This window comes from Winogradskyella ouciana, from assembly GCF_965284585.1.
Classification (GTDB): Bacteria; Bacteroidota; Bacteroidia; order Flavobacteriales; family Flavobacteriaceae; genus Winogradskyella; species Winogradskyella ouciana.
Map to the genome: position 1 here is coordinate 3,230,643 of NZ_OZ260095.1, position 15,489 is coordinate 3,246,131.

Below are 15,489 nucleotides of genomic sequence, written 5' to 3' on the forward strand. Positions count from 1 at the left end.
AGCCAACGCGCAAACAGCACATTTATTTTTTTGCCAACGCGAAAAGCCAACGCTTAAAAAAATAAAAGAGCTGTTTCTTTGCCAACGCTAATTCCGTTCTTGACAATAGGAATAAAAAACTTTGCACAACCATTGCATCATTAAATTTTTATCTTTGTAATTGTGAAATTTGTAACAATCATATTATCCTTAATAATACTATTGCTTTCAGCAAAGCCTTGTTCTGATGGTCAAAATATAGAAGACCAGCAGCATCAAGACGAGATAAGTGTTAATCACAACCACCAAGAAGATAGCGACGATTCTTGTCCTGTAACTTGTATTTGTAATTGTTGCGGTATGACAATTACTTACGAACCCATCAAGACATTTGATTTAAAACTTAATATTGAAATCTCAACGGAGTTAATTTCTACATATCAACCTATTTACGGGTTTAATTTCCTTTCCAATATTTGGCATCCGCCACAAGTAATCAGCTAAAACAAATCGATTTTAAATCAATTATTTAGTTAATTACAAATACAATTCAATGAATAAATACCTATTGAGCATAAAGCTCATATTAATACTTTGCCTATCGTTACAGGCACAAACATCAGACATACAAATAAAAGTCCTAACAGAAGCTGAAAACGAGCCTTTATTGGGTGCTACGGTTTATTTTGAAGCATTAGAAAAAGGCGCAGTAACCGATTTTGACGGTATTGCAACTTTTACAGAAATACCAGATGGTCAGCATCAAATAATAATTTCCTTTTTAGGTTTTGAAACATTTGAGACAACAATTCAAATTCCAAGTAATACAGCGTTAGTCTTTAAATTAAAAGAAGGTGACAATCAATTAGATGCTGTAGTACTGCAATCTTCAAGAAGTACAAGAACCGTAAGAAAAATACCGACACGTATAGAGTTTATAGGTGCAGAGGAATTAGGAGAAAAAGCTATAATGAATCCTACTAATATTTCTATGGTGCTTCGAGAAAGTACAGGAATACAGATGCAACAAACATCATTAAGTAGTGGGAGTACCAATATTCGTATTCAAGGATTAGATGGTAGGTACACACAACTTTTAAGAGATGGGTTTCCATTATACGGTGGTTTCTCAAGTGGTTTGAGTATTTTACAAATCCCACCTTTAGACTTACAACAATTTGAAATTATAAAAGGAAGTTCGTCAACACTTTACGGTGGAGGTGCTATTGCAGGATTGGTAAATATGGTATCTAAAACACCAGACGAAGAACCTGCATTAGATATAATGCTTACACAAACCCAAGCGTTAGGAAGCACGGCCAATGTATTTTATAGCAAACGAAATGAAAAATTCGGTGTTTCACTTTATGGCTCTGGTCATTTCCAAAAAGCATACGACCCAGAAGATGATGGTTTTAGCAACCTACCAAAAACAACATCAATTTCATTTAATCCTAAATTGTTTTATTACCCATCAGAGAAAACAACACTTTGGTTTGGATTAAACGGAACGTATGATGATAGACTTGGTGGAGATATGACCAAAATTGAAAGTGGTGAAGAAGGTATTCATCAATATACAGAAGAGAACAATTCAAAACGATTAAGTAGTCAATTGGTATATCAAACACAATTAGATTCCGTTAGTTCATTAGAGTTTAAAAATAGTGTCTCTTTTTTCGATAGGAATTTAACCGTTCCAGATTTTAATTTTGATGGAAAGCAAACAAACACTTTTACTGAAATCTCATATAATACAGCATCAGAAAAAACGGATTGGATAGTTGGAGCTAATCTTTATACCTCAAATTTCGATGAAAATGATAACGCACCACTACAGAGAGACCAAAAAGATGTAACCTTTGGCGCATTTGCAAATAATATTTATGATTTATCAGATAATTGGATATTAGAAACAGGATTAAGAGCAGATTATAATACGGATTTCGGTTTCTTTCCACTTCCAAGAATTTCATTACTCTACAAAAATGATAGTGGATTTTCAAGTAGAATTGGTGGAGGTTTAGGATATAAGATTCCAGATATTTTTACCGAGGAAGCAGAATATATCAATTTTGAAAATGTGCTTGCTATAGATAAATCTACAATAGATGCAGAACGTTCTTATGGTGTTAATTTTGATGTAAACTATCAAACACGATTATCGGATGAGATTGGTTTTTCCATAAACCAATTATTCTATGTGACTGCTATTAATGATGGACTGCTTTTAAATTCTACAGATAACGGTTTATTTCAGTTTGAAAATGCACCAGATGAAATCTTTAGCAAAGGAGCAGAAACAAATATAAAATTTACTTACAAAGACTTTAGATGGTTTTTAAACTATGCGCTTATTGATACTAAACTAAATTATTTACCTGGTAATCCACAGAAGCCATTAACCGCAAAGCATAATGCTGGTAGTGTGTTAATGTACGAATCTGAAAAATGGCGTATTGGTTATGAAACTTATTATACAGGAAAACAATTCTTATCCAATGGAACTGAAACTACAGACTTTGTAACTATGGGTTTATTGGTGATGCGTAACTTTAAATTAGGAAGTTTATTTGTCAATTTTGAAAACTTTACAGATAGAAGACAAAGCAGGTTTTCACCTTTAGTTTTACCACCACACGACAATCCTGTTTTTCCAGAGATTTATGCACCTACAGATGGTTTTATATTTAGTGTAGGACTTATTATTAAACCTTTTGGTAACGTAGACGACGATTAGTTATGAAAACAATAGAACAATTATTAGAGTCAAAAAATATACGTGTTACCGCAATGCGTTTATTAATTTATAAGTTTCTTGCTGAAAAGGAAATAGCAGTAACTTTGAGTGATATAGAAAATGCATTTGAAAAAGCAGATAGAACTACCTTGTACAGGACTATCAAAACCTTTGAAGAGAATGTTATTGTGCATCAAATAGACGATGGTACAGGAATTACGAAATATGCATTATGCGAAGAAGGTTGCAATTGTGATATAAAAAACGATTTGCATTTACATTTCCATTGTAACAATTGTAATGAAACCATTTGCCTAACAGAACATAAAATACCGCAAATTAAAGTGCCTGATGGTTTTGTGTCAGAGAATGTAAATTTGGTGGTAAAAGGTATTTGCGATAAGTGTAGTGGCTAATAATTGCACTTCCATTGCATCAATTATTAAACTAATTTTATCCTTTAATTAAAGATTATGGAGTTAAAACAAGCCACGACAATATTGAGGATTTTTGACGAGGTTAAAGCAAAAGACTTTTACTGTCAATATTTAGGCTTTACTATAGATTGGGAGCATCGCTTTGAAGACGGTATGCCACTATATTTTCAAATTTCGAGAAGCGGTTGTGTATTACATCTTTCAGAGCATCACGGTGACGGAACACCTGGTACTAAAATCAGAATAGAATGTGATAATGTTAAAGTATATCACAAAGAATTGAAAGCTAAAAAGATAAGTATTTAAATCCAGGTATTAACAAAGCGCCTTGGGCTAAACAGGAACTATGTTTAACAGACCCTTTTGGCAACAAACTGATTTTCTTCAAACCTTGATAACAATATGGAAAAGAGTAATAAATTTCTTGGAGTTGGTATTTTAACAGCAATCACAGCTTCATTGTGTTGCATCACACCTGTTTTGGCATTAATTGCAGGAACAAGTGGTGTAGCTTCAACTTTTGCTTGGATAGAACCATTTAGACCTTACTTAATTGGACTAACAATAGTAGTTCTTCTGTTTGCTTGGTATCAAAAATTAAAACCAGAAAAAGAAATAGACTGTGAATGTGAAACGGATGAAAAACCAAAATTTATGCAGTCAAAAACCTTTTTAGGCATTGTAACAGCATTTGCAATTGTGATGATGGCTTTCCCATACTACTCAAGTATGTTATATCCAAAAACCGAAAAACAAATCATAATAGTTGATGAATCAAATATCAAAACAACAGAGTATAAAATAAGTGGAATGACTTGTGCCAGTTGTGAAGCACACGTTAACCACGAAGTAAATAAACTTAACGGAATTGTAAACTCAAAAATATCATACGAAAATGGTAACGCAATCATTGAGTTTGACGAAACTAAAACCAATGAATTGGAGATTGAGAAAGCAATTAACGCAACAGGTTATAAAGTAACTAACAAAAAAGAAAATTAATGAAAACCATATTAAAATCGGAAATCACTTGCCCTAACTGCGGACATAAAAAAGTAGAAGATATGCCTACAAACGCTTGTCAATTCTTCTACGAGTGCGAGAATTGTAAAACGGTACTAAAACCAAACGAAGGTGATTGTTGTGTGTATTGTTCTTATGGAACAGTTCCCTGTCCACCAATACAAGAAAACAAAAGTTGTTGTTAAAACACTACTTGATGAAAAAAAAGAAAGTCAATTTAAGAGATTTAAAACCAAATTCAGAAGAACAACATTCTCACGATGATGGTCACGACCACGGAGATGGAAGTGCATTCAAAACATACATTCCTGCTATTATAAGTTTTGTTATGTTAATTGTAGGTATCGCTGTAGATTATTTTGATGCGATTCCTCAATTTGAAGGATGGATTCGAGTAGTTTGGTACACTTTAGCATATATTCCAGTTGGGTTTCCTGTAATTAAAGAAGGATGGAAAAGCCTTATAAAAGGCGATGTTTTTACCGAGTTCTTTTTGATGTCTATTGCCACAATTGGTGCGTTTATTATTGGTGAATATCCCGAAGGTGTTGCAGTAATGTTATTTTATGCAGTAGGAGAATTATTTCAAAACGCAGCGGTAAATAGAGCAAAAGGAAACATTAAAGCCTTATTAGATGTTCGACCAAAAGAGGCTAATGTGTTTCGTGATGGTGACTATATAAGTGTATCGCCCGAAGATGTGAATATAGGAGAGAAGATTCAAATAAGAGTAGGTGAAAAAATACCGTTAGATGGGATTTTATTATCCGAAAAAGCATCTCTAAACACCGCAGCTCTAACAGGCGAAAGCAAACCAGATTCTATTCAGAAAGATGCAAAGGTTTACGCAGGTAGTATCAATTTAGAAAGTGTTATTGAAGTTGAGGTAACCAACACCTTTGAAGATAGTTCTATTGCGAGAATATTAGACTTGGTTCAAAATGCTACAGCTCGTAAGTCTAAAACAGAATTATTCATCAGACAGTTTGCTCGTATCTACACACCAATTGTTGTGTTTTTGGCTATTGGCGTGACATTCATTCCTTACTTTTTTGTAGATGATTATGTATTTAGAGATTGGTTATACAGAGCATTAATTTTCTTGGTAATATCTTGTCCTTGTGCGTTAGTGATTTCAATTCCATTAGGATATTTCGGAGGATTGGGAGCAGCTTCAAAAAATGGAATATTATTTAAAGGTGCTTCATTTTTAGATGCTATGACTAAAATAAATACTTTGGTAATGGACAAAACAGGAACCGTTACCAAAGGTGTTTTTAAAATCAAAGAAGTAAAAGCAATTGGTTGGAATGAAACCGAATTTATGCAATACTTAATGGCGATGGAAGAACAATCCACGCATCCAATTGCTAAAGCCATTTTAGAGTATAAAGCAGAAGGAGAAGATTTTGAAGCTACTGAAGTGTCTGAAATTGCAGGTAAAGGTTTAAAAGGCATTGTAAATGGCAAAACAGTTTTAGTAGGAAATAAAGCCTTAATGACTGCGAATAATATTAATGTTCCAGCGGAAACGGAATCTATTGTAGAATCTATTGTTTTAGTAGCAATCGATAATCAATTTGCAGGTTATGTAGTAATAGCAGATGAATTAAAGGAAGATGCAAAAGAAACAATTACTAATTTACATAAAGTAGGCATTAAAAATATTATGATGCTTTCTGGTGATAAAGATTCCATTACTCAACAAGTCGCTAAAGAACTAAATATTGAAAATGCTAAAGGTGGCTTATTACCAGAAGATAAATTAAACGAAGTTGAAATTTTAAAGAAAAACCCTGAAAACAAAATAGCCTTTATAGGTGATGGTATAAACGATGCACCTGTTTTAGCAGCAAGTAATGTTGGTATTGCAATGGGTGGTTTAGGTAGTGATGTTGCTATTGAAACAGCAGATGTCATAATTCAAACAGACCAACCTTCAAAAGTTGTTAGAGCCATTAAAATAAGTCGTTCTACACGAAAAATTGTTTGGCAGAATATCATTTTAGCTTTTGGTGTTAAAGTCATTGTATTGATTTTAGGAGCAGGTGGATTGGCCACAATGTGGGAAGCAGTTTTCGCAGATGTTGGTGTGGCATTGTTGGCAATATTAAACGCAGTCCGATTACAAAAAATGAATTGGGATTGAGTAACATTGCGGAAAAATTTGCTACAAACTTGAAAAATCGATAACCGAAATGCCAACGCTTTAGCCATACACATTTACAGTCGCATCATCCAAACTCGCCAAAACTGTAAAAGAGTATGTCTTGCCAACGCTCACATCTTAACTAAACAACAAACATCGGAAAACCAAGCTGAATGTGAAAAGCACTATGCACAACAAAGTACTGTGGTAAAAAACAAGCAATTTTAACCTAATTTAATCAATTGTAAACTTAAGACGTGTAAAATTAATTGCTTTGGTCGTTGCTTATTTGGAAAATTCCTTCGGAATTTTCTCGCGTTCGTTATTGTTTATTAAATTAGTTGCTTAAACATCTAACAAGCCATATACAAACGCGCTAGCCTTAATTATGAAATTCTTAAGAAAACTGAGATATAAGTCCTTAAAAAATTCTAAATTATCAAAGTATCTTGGCTATGCTATTGGTGAAATCTTATTGGTTGTCATCGGGATTTTTATTGCAATTCAAGTCAACGAAATTTATGAACAGAAAAAACAAGATTCTGAGGGAGATAAGATATTAAGATCTCTATTAACAGAATTCAAATTAAACCAAAGCCAACTTGAAGGCTTAATATCAGATTACATATGGGTTTATGATTCTGCAGATTACTTGATTGGAAATTATGGAGAACAACTTAACGAAATACCACGAAGAACACTTGATTCATTGATGGGCGGCATTCTATATGTACCTGAATACTATCCATCTGAGAGTGTTTATAATTTAGCAATCAGTACAGGTAAATACGATTTGATTAAAAACGATTCCTTAAAAATTGCTATTTCAAACACCATTGGGTTACTACCGCTTTATAAAATGACTTCTAGAAGGGTTGAAGATGTTACATTTAACAGACTTCATAAAATAATTGATGATGAAGGCTATTTGATGAAAGATATCTTGGGCGGTAGATTGACCAGTTTTGGAAAATATCGTGAGCAAACTCCCAAACACGACTACAGCTCTATTTTCGAAAATATTGAATTTGAAAACACTTTGGAATTAAGAAGAATTTGTACAGCTGATATTTTAGCAGTTTCAAGAATGATTAAGGAAAGTCAGGATAATGCTATTATTAAAATAGAGAAAGAATTGAACAAATAACTAAGGCTAATAATGGCGTTCTCGCCTACTTCTTCTGAAAATCCTCGCGGAATTTTTAACTTAGTGTGTTTTCGCGATTTTTTTCAGACTTTTAATTCAGATAATTTCGAAAAATTCAACTTGTAAGAAACGCTGTAAACCAAAAACCCAAGAAATGAAAAGAATTACATCCTTACTAATCATTACACTACTTATATGCAATTGTTCTGACGTTAAGCACAACAATGAGGCTAATGAAGAATTAATCGCATTAAGAGCAGAACTCGATAGCTTAAAAGCAGAATCGTCAAACGTCACCAAAGGGCAAATTGCGACGTTTTTAACCTTTCAGGATAACAATGCAGAAAACGCTATGAATTTTTATGTGGACTTGTTCGATAATTCCAAGATCATAAATGTGCAACGTTGGGAAAAAAATGGCCCTGTTGAGGAGGGGAAAATTATGCATGCCACGTTTAGTCTAAACGAAAGCCTTTTTATGTGCAGTGACAGTCCGCCAATACATAAATGGGGTTTTACGCCTGCGGTTTCCAATTACATTGATTGCAAGGATGAAAGTGAACTTAAACGGTTATTCTCAAAACTGTCCGAAAACGGAGAAGTGACCATGCCTTTGAACAATTATGGTTTTAGTCAGAAATTTGGTTGGGTCATAGACCAATTTGGTGTGTCTTGGCAACTGAATTTTAATTAAATAGTAATGACCAAAAAAGAAATAGCACTTAAATATTTAGACTATTTACAGCAAGGTGACATCCACAAAGTGGTTGAATTATTTAGTGCAGATGGCATTGTGGATTCTCCGATTTACGGTATTAAAAAGGCGGATGAATTCTACCAACAGTTAAATAACGACACAAAGCGTTCTGAACTCAATCTTAAAGGTATATTTGAACAACAAGACTCCAATAACCTAGCACTTTACTTCAGCTACAAATGGACTCTAAAAAATAATGACAAAGTAGAATTTGACGTTGTTGATATCATTGAATTTGATTCTCAAAATAAAATCAAAACATTGAAGATCATTTACGACACCGTTGCTTCGAGAGATAAAGTTGAGGCTTTATAAGGTTAATGTCAGCTTGTAGTCTTTGTAAACGAAAGCAAATTGTGACGGTTCGCATAAGCAGTTAATAAAGAATTAATAACTACGGAAACGTTATTATCACTTCTCCAGATCTAATATCAATTGTTTGATGCGTCTAATTTCAATTTCATTTGAATTAAATTCCAACGATTTTTTGAAGTATTTTATTGCTTCTTGAGACTTGCCAGCATTGCTATATGCATAAGCTAACATTTCGTAAACTGTATTTGATGTTGGGTAATTATTAATATTTAATTGAAACAAAGTATATGCTTCTTCTCGTTGATTATTATTAAATTTTGCCCAAGCAACCCTATTGATGACATTTTCTGGTGGTAAAAAACTAACACCTAAGCTACTTGACAAATCTTTATAATGCTGTTTTATTTCAGCCATAGTTTTGGTTGTTATATCTTCTAAAACATAGTCTTGAAAAATAAATAGCAAGCCATAATAGAGGCTTATAAGCGGTATGCTATTGTGGTTTTCATCTTTATAAACATCAAACTTTACGTTTTTATAAGAAATGCCAGCGTTTTTGAGTGATGATATAAATAGTTCTTGACTATTTCTCATATTAGCTATCATTCCCTTAGTTTTCTCATAACTATTAGCACCAGAAAAATAGAATTTTTTATTTTTTATATTCTTGGATAATACGGTGTCTATTTTTTTTACTATGTAATGCTCGTCCCACCAAAAACTGGGATCCATTGCTATGTACGATTTAAAAACGCTATTATTCAAATAAGCCTCTGCAGCCATCAATCCGCCTAATGAGTGGCCAACTAACATAGCATAATCTTTTGTCCTATAGTTTATTTTAACCTCAGGCAATACTTCTTGTTCTAGGAATTTTAAAAATAATTTTCCTCCACCACTCGTTTCTTGCCATTGGGAGTTATCCTTACCATTATAGCCAACAAGAGATTTTGTTGGTGATAAATCTCTTGTTCTATTTTTATCTGTATTTACGGCAACAACAATCATTTCTGGTATTTGCCCTTCTCTACTCATTACTTCTATTGTAGTCATTGCATGGTGTAAGTGATAGTTACCATCAAGAATTAGCATTATTGGGTAATCATTCTTTGCTCTATTATAAGATGGAGGTAAGCCTACTGTAAACGATCTTATTTCTTTTAATTTTTCAGATTTTATAGTGTGTTTAATTGTAGGTAAAAATATATCTATTTCGTTTTGCTTACTTATGTTTTCATTAATACTATTTGATTCTGAAGTCCTTAGCTCTAGTGCCTTTTTATAATTTATTTCTGCAAAGTTATCATTACCCAACGCTTTATACGCCTCACTTAACTTTTCATAATTAATAGATGAAGGGTAATTTAAGGTATTCATTTCTAAAAGGGAGATAGCGCCATTATTATCATTACCTAGATTTAACTTGTATTCTGCAATTTTCTGTATTAATTGATCGGGTGGTAAAATCTCTTTTCCTTTTTTTATTGATAACCGGCTGTAATGATCTGTAATTTCGTCTGATGTTTTGTTGTAGATGTTATCGAGCATAAAATCTTTAAAAACAAATTTGATACCGTTATACCAGCTCATATAAGCAGATGTGCCATGGTTCTCATTTTCAAAATAGTCTAACTTAATATTTGAGTTTGCAACACCAAGTTGTTTTAAACGTGCATAGAACAATTCTTGTGCATTTCGCATAAAAGTGACCATGCCCTCATTTCTTTCATAATTATCTGCACTTGAAATGTATATTTTTTTGTTTTTAATTTGTTGTACCACATCACTATTAATTTCATTTACGACATATTGATTATCCCACCAAAAACTTGGGTCTGAAGCTATAAATCCACTAAATGAACTATTAGTTATGTAACTATATCCTGCAAAAAGACCTCCCAAAGAATGTCCTGCTAGTACATTATAGGAGTTTGTTCTAAATTTACTCTCTACTTCTGGTAACAGTTCGTTTTCTATAAACTTTAAAAAGTTTGCTCCATCGCCACCATCCATATTATTAAAGGTTATAGAAGTTGGAGTTAAATCTCTTGTTCTATCTATATTGGGTATAGCTACAATAATGGTTTCTGGTATTTCATTCTGCTTGCTTAAAAATTCTATAATTCCAGAGGTGTATAAAAACCTATAATCTCCATCAGTTAATACTAATACAGGATATTTTGTTGATGATTCACTATAGGTCTTTGGTAAGGCTACGATATAACTTCTTTTTTCATTTAAAATCTTAGAGCTTATACTGTATTCTGTGCCTATTTTTAATTTATTATCATTGTTTTTTTGACCAAACGTGTAACTTACTACTAATAAAAACAAACAGGTTATTTTAGCTTTCATATTTAGTTGTTATTATTAGCTAGTAAAAATTCTAAAGGAATATATAATCGTCTACTCCATGATGCTTCAGAATGGTCATCTCCTTTAAATTCTTTTGTAATCCAATTTTTAATTGTGTAACCCTTCTTATTCATAGTCTTGTCTATTTTAGTTTGATATGGTTTATACAAACTATCAAGCCCTACAGTACCATAATCAAAATAAAATTTATGATTCTTTGGTTCTGGCAAATTGTTAATTAAGTATTGATTGAACGCTAATGGAATCTTATCTCCCTTTACATTTACATCTCCAACCCAATGTGTAGATATACAAGCTGCTCCACCATACACATCTGGATATTCGGATATGGCGTACATAGATATTAACCCTCCCATACTAGAACCTGCAATAAATGTATTTTGCATATTTGTATGGGTTGAATAATTTTTGTCTATGTATGGTTTTAGCTCTTCTACTAAAAATTTTAAATAATTATCAGCTTGTTGCTTTCCTTTCAAGTCTGTTTTAATAAGATTGTCCTTTAATTCCCTATCAAGATAGTTGATTGGTTTTTGGGGAAAATATTCTGAATGCCTATACGCTCCATTATTCCAAACACCTACTACTATTGTATTTCTTATTTTTCCGTCAAAGATTAATCTTGCTATAGTTTCGTCCACTTTCCATTCTTGATTATTCCATGTTCTGGTAGAATCAAAAAGCATTTGTCCATCGTGCATATATAAAACAGCATATCTTTCAGAATCATTATAATTTGGAGGTAACCAAACATCTATATTTCTAGAGTCAACATAATTGGATTGAAAGTTTTTTACTCTATCTATTTTACCATAGGTTACCGTTAAGTTGGGAATTCTAGTTATGTCCTTGTAACGTTCTTTAAGTTTTATTTTCGATATTGTAGCTTCCCAATATTGTTTTTTTGTGTCATAAGGTTCATGCCAATATGGGTCTGGTATTTGCTTTTTTATTTCATTCCACGATTTATTTTTAAAAAAATCTTCATCGATTGAGCAATCTTCCATTTTATGAAACGGAACTAAAAAAATATATCCATCAAACAAATCTCCTATTGTAAAATCATTATAGCAATTACTAAACCAACTATCTTCTTTTAACTTACCTATTGGGCTTTTTCCTAAATCGAAACCCAAGGGTTCGTTAGACATTAGTTTAAAAACATTTTCAATCTCACCATTTGCCGGAGATAAAAAGAAAGGCGTTTCATTGGGAAAATTATATATAGGTCCATGTAAAAAAATAGAAAAAACTTGATCTTTATACTTATCTAAAAGTAAGTTACCTAAGCTTACGCTTCTATAGGTACAATGACCCTTAGCGTCTGTAACACCTTGTGAATAATTTGTAAAAGCATGAGGGAGTCCGCATAATATCAGACCTTTTTCACCTTTCTCTAAAATTTCATTGATAATAACTTCTTTTCTAAACTGATTGACTTCTCCTTTATGAAAAACACCAGACATATATTCCCTAGAACCATTATAAGCAGTCCAATCATATTGATAGCTTATATTCACTATTCTAAATTTTTTTGAGTTTTCTGGCAAGGTTTTATTAAATGCCCAGGCAGCTTTTAATATGTCCTGATACTCTTGGTAAGGCCATCCTACGTTATAGAAAAACATTAAATCTCTTGATACCTGAGCGTCAAAATTTTCTCCTAATATTAAGTTGTCTAATTCTTTTTGCTTCTCATAGGCTCCAAATTCCATACCTATGTTGTAAACTCCGGCTTTATATAATTTTGGAATTATCTGGGCAACAAAATTCAAATTGTTTTTAACTACATGGTCTTCACCTAAAAGAATTAAACTTTTATCTCTAAACTTATTGATAATGTATTCTGATGGTTCTAAACCGTTATCCTGAAGATATTTTATTTCTTTATGGTAATTGGCTTCTTGTGAACGAGCAATTAAACAAAATAGAATAGAAACAACGAGAAATTTATATTTCATGATAACTAGTTTTTATTTAGAACATTGATGTAACTCTAATACAATCCTATAAAAAATTAAGCGCTATTCAAAAAACAAACAATCAAATAACTTAACAATAGGACAGACAACAGTTAATACGCAATTAAAAGGCATACCTTTCATTTTAGACGTTTTACACACTACAAAGTGCTTTATTCTTAATTTAAAATGTTGTTTGTCCTTATTGTTTTCATTCATTGATTAAATTTAGAGTTTTACTATTAAATACATCATATGAATTATTTAATTGATAATGGCCTATTGAAAAATAGAATATTTAGACATGTTCTTTATTGGGTGGCGTTTAATTTATTCTTTGGTTTTATTTGGGGAACTTATGATGGTAATTTTTCTAAATCGATTATTATAGAATTGTCATTACTACCTTCAAGAATTTTACTTGTTTATATGACACTTTATTACCTCATTCCAAAACTCGTTTTAAAGAAAAAAATAGTTTCTTTCTTAATTTCCTATTGCGTCCTTTTAGTTTTCATTACGATTTTTATTCAAAAACCTATTCTTTGGTATGTTGTAAGACCCTACTACCTCATTGATTGGAAAGAAGAAGATTATTTGTCCGTTATCAGTGTAGCAAATACACTTTTTGATATAAATCGTGCTGCCATCATCCCTTTAATTGTGGCGTTTTACAGAATATATTATACCAATCAGAAAAAACTTTTGATATTAGAAAAGGACAAGTTAAAATCTGAGTTAACCCAGCTTAAAAATCAAATACATCCACATTTTTTATTCAATACCCTAAACAATTTATATTCACTAATTCTTAAAAAGTCTGATAAGGCAGAAGGTGCTATTTTAAAACTTTCTGATTTAATGAGGTATATGCTATACGAAACAAACCCAACTAAAGTAGAGTTAAACAAAGAAATTAACTATTTAGAAAACTATATCTCATTAGAAAAACTTCGATTAGAAGAAAGTAATAATATCAACTTTACAAGCAAGATTGATAGAGAATATAAGATAGCCCCTTTTATTTTAATACCTTTTATTGAAAACGTTTTTAAACATGGTGTTATAGACCATCGCAACAATGAACCCTCTATTTCTATAATTGCAAAAAACAACACCCTTACACTGCATACAGTGAATGATAAAAGAATAAAAGATGATGAAGATAACGGTGTTGGACTAGAAAATGTAAAAAAACGATTAGGTTTGTTATATAAAGACAAATACAGTTTAGAAAAAAGAGAAACCGACTCTCAATATGAAATAATTTTAAAATTAAATCTTAATTAAAACAATTTATGAAAAAGATAAATTGCATTATCGTAGATGACGAACCTTTAGCCAGAGATGTAATTGAAAATTATATTTTGAGAGTTGAAAGCGTTAACTTAATAGCATCTTGTAAAAATGTTTATGAAGCTTTTAATAGTCTTCAGAAGCATAAAATAGATTTAATTTTTTTAGATGTACATATGCCAGAAATAAATGGAATTGATTTTTTAAGGGAGCTTAATCAGTCACCAGCAGTCATATTTACAACGGCACATCTAGACTATGCGGCTAAATCCTACGATTTAGGCGCTATAGACTATTTAGTAAAGCCTATTGAATTTACGAGATTTTTAAAGGCGATCAGTAGAGTGTTTAAGCATATTGACTACCCTGTAACTATAGATAATAAACATTCTAACCAATCAGAGGACTTTATTTACCTTAAAACAGAAAAAAAATTACAGAAAATCTTTTTAAAAGATATTCTATATATCGAAAGCTCAAATAATTACATAAAGGTAAAAATTACTGATAGAGAAGTTATTGCTCATAAAAAAATATCTGAAATTTATGATTCACTACCTAAACATAAATTCATAAGAGTACATAGATCCTATATTATATCAATAGACCATATTGACTCTTTTTCACCAGTTGAGATAGAAATAAAAAAATTCAAAATACCTGTAGGTAGAAAATATCGAGAAAATGTTAAAACTCAGCTTGGTTATTATTAAACTTACTAATATATGAGAAAGTATATTATCTGTGCATACATGGTTTAAGGGATTGCACATTTGAACTGTCTCAACAACAATCCAATTGCGACGATTTGCATAAGCAGCTATTAATGAATTTATTATGAAACCAACACAACAACTAGCCACACACCTACACCAAGTATATTTTGGTGGTAATTGGACGGCTTCAAACCTTAAAGACCATTTAGAAGACATTACATTAGAAATGGCAACCAAACCAATTAAAGGTTTGAACACCATTCTTGCTTTAAGTTTTCATATTCACTATTACCTAAAAGGTACAATGGCTGTTTTAAAGGGTGGAGATTTAACGATTAGAGATAAATATAGCTTTGACCATCCCAATATTAAAACTGAAGATGAGTGGCAAACTTTTAAAAGTACGATGTGGGAAGAGGCCAAGGAATTCATTTCACTTATAGAAAAACTAGATGATCATACACTCGAAACCTTTTTAGCTGAAGAAAAATATGGCACTTACTTTAGAAATTTAGTAGGCATAATTGAACATACCCATTATCACTTAGGACAAATTGCTATTGTTAAGAAATTGGTTTCTAAAATCAACTGAT

At 31.8% G+C, this 15,489-nt stretch carries 14 protein-coding genes and 1 pseudogene; 13 read left to right on the forward strand and 2 right to left on the reverse strand.

Annotated features, from left to right (window positions below; all coding sequences use genetic code 11):
* The first annotated feature begins 162 nt into the window (after positions 1-162).
* From ACQ65V_RS14360 to ACQ65V_RS14405, 10 genes and pseudogenes are all read left to right on the forward strand, one after another.
* A complete protein-coding gene (locus ACQ65V_RS14360; protein ID WP_430468456.1) occupies positions 163-483 on the forward strand; it encodes a DUF6660 family protein in 321 nt (106 codons plus the stop codon).
* A 49-nt stretch (positions 484-532) separates the two neighbouring features.
* Positions 533-2,719: a TonB-dependent receptor gene (locus ACQ65V_RS14365; protein ID WP_430468457.1), complete on the forward strand. Its 2,187-nt coding sequence runs from the start codon at positions 533-535 to the stop codon at positions 2,717-2,719.
* Positions 2,720-2,721: 2 nt separating this feature from the next.
* The gene (locus tag ACQ65V_RS14370) at positions 2,722-3,135 is read left to right on the forward strand and encodes a Fur family transcriptional regulator (protein WP_430468458.1); all 414 of its coding nucleotides are present in this window, start codon (positions 2,722-2,724) and stop codon (positions 3,133-3,135) included.
* Between the two features lie 57 nt (positions 3,136-3,192).
* A pseudogene (locus ACQ65V_RS14375) lies at positions 3,193-3,551 on the forward strand (glyoxalase superfamily protein).
* 7 nt (positions 3,552-3,558) lie between these two features.
* Positions 3,559-4,158 (forward strand): mercuric transport protein MerTP, encoded by a 600-nt coding sequence (gene merTP / locus ACQ65V_RS14380; RefSeq protein WP_430468459.1) that lies wholly within the window; start codon positions 3,559-3,561, stop codon positions 4,156-4,158.
* Positions 4,158-4,364, forward strand: a complete 207-nt coding sequence (locus ACQ65V_RS14385) for a GDCCVxC domain-containing (seleno)protein (protein ID WP_430468460.1) — start codon at positions 4,158-4,160, stop codon at positions 4,362-4,364. Before merTP ends, ACQ65V_RS14385 begins: the two co-directional genes overlap by 1 nt.
* Before the next feature lie 11 nt (positions 4,365-4,375).
* Complete coding sequence (locus ACQ65V_RS14390; protein WP_430468461.1) at positions 4,376-6,328, forward strand: heavy metal translocating P-type ATPase; 1,953 nt, start codon at positions 4,376-4,378, stop codon at positions 6,326-6,328.
* A gap of 388 nt (positions 6,329-6,716) precedes the next feature.
* Positions 6,717-7,475 carry a hypothetical protein gene (locus ACQ65V_RS14395; protein ID WP_430468462.1) on the forward strand — a complete coding sequence of 253 codons (759 nt, stop codon included), beginning with the start codon at positions 6,717-6,719 and terminating at the stop codon, positions 7,473-7,475.
* 154 nt (positions 7,476-7,629) lie between these two features.
* A complete protein-coding gene (locus tag ACQ65V_RS14400; protein WP_430468463.1) occupies positions 7,630-8,169 on the forward strand; it encodes a VOC family protein in 540 nt (179 codons plus the stop codon).
* A 6-nt stretch (positions 8,170-8,175) separates the two neighbouring features.
* Positions 8,176-8,547, forward strand: a complete 372-nt coding sequence (locus tag ACQ65V_RS14405; protein WP_430468464.1) for a nuclear transport factor 2 family protein — start codon at positions 8,176-8,178, stop codon at positions 8,545-8,547.
* A 96-nt stretch (positions 8,548-8,643) separates the two neighbouring features.
* On the opposite strand, the gene ACQ65V_RS14410 is transcribed toward ACQ65V_RS14405, so the two are convergent.
* Both ACQ65V_RS14410 and ACQ65V_RS14415 read right to left on the reverse strand, forming a co-directional pair.
* A complete protein-coding gene (locus ACQ65V_RS14410; protein WP_430468465.1) occupies positions 8,644-10,902 on the reverse strand; it encodes an alpha/beta hydrolase-fold protein in 2,259 nt (752 codons plus the stop codon).
* 2 nt (positions 10,903-10,904) lie between these two features.
* Positions 10,905-12,884 carry an alpha/beta hydrolase gene (locus tag ACQ65V_RS14415; RefSeq protein ID WP_430468466.1) on the reverse strand — a complete coding sequence of 660 codons (1,980 nt, stop codon included), beginning with the start codon at positions 12,882-12,884 and terminating at the stop codon, positions 10,905-10,907.
* Positions 12,885-13,139: 255 nt separating this feature from the next.
* On the opposite strand from ACQ65V_RS14415, the gene ACQ65V_RS14420 reads away from it, so the two are divergent.
* From ACQ65V_RS14420 to ACQ65V_RS14430, 3 genes are all read left to right on the forward strand, one after another.
* Positions 13,140-14,174, forward strand: coding sequence for a sensor histidine kinase (locus ACQ65V_RS14420; protein ID WP_430468467.1), 1,035 nt, complete (start codon positions 13,140-13,142; stop codon positions 14,172-14,174).
* A gap of 8 nt (positions 14,175-14,182) precedes the next feature.
* The gene (locus ACQ65V_RS14425; protein ID WP_155087852.1) at positions 14,183-14,893 is read left to right on the forward strand and encodes a LytR/AlgR family response regulator transcription factor; all 711 of its coding nucleotides are present in this window, start codon (positions 14,183-14,185) and stop codon (positions 14,891-14,893) included.
* Positions 14,894-15,017: 124 nt separating this feature from the next.
* Positions 15,018-15,488 (forward strand): DinB family protein, encoded by a 471-nt coding sequence (locus tag ACQ65V_RS14430; RefSeq protein ID WP_430468468.1) that lies wholly within the window; start codon positions 15,018-15,020, stop codon positions 15,486-15,488.
* Position 15,489 lies beyond the last annotated feature (1 nt).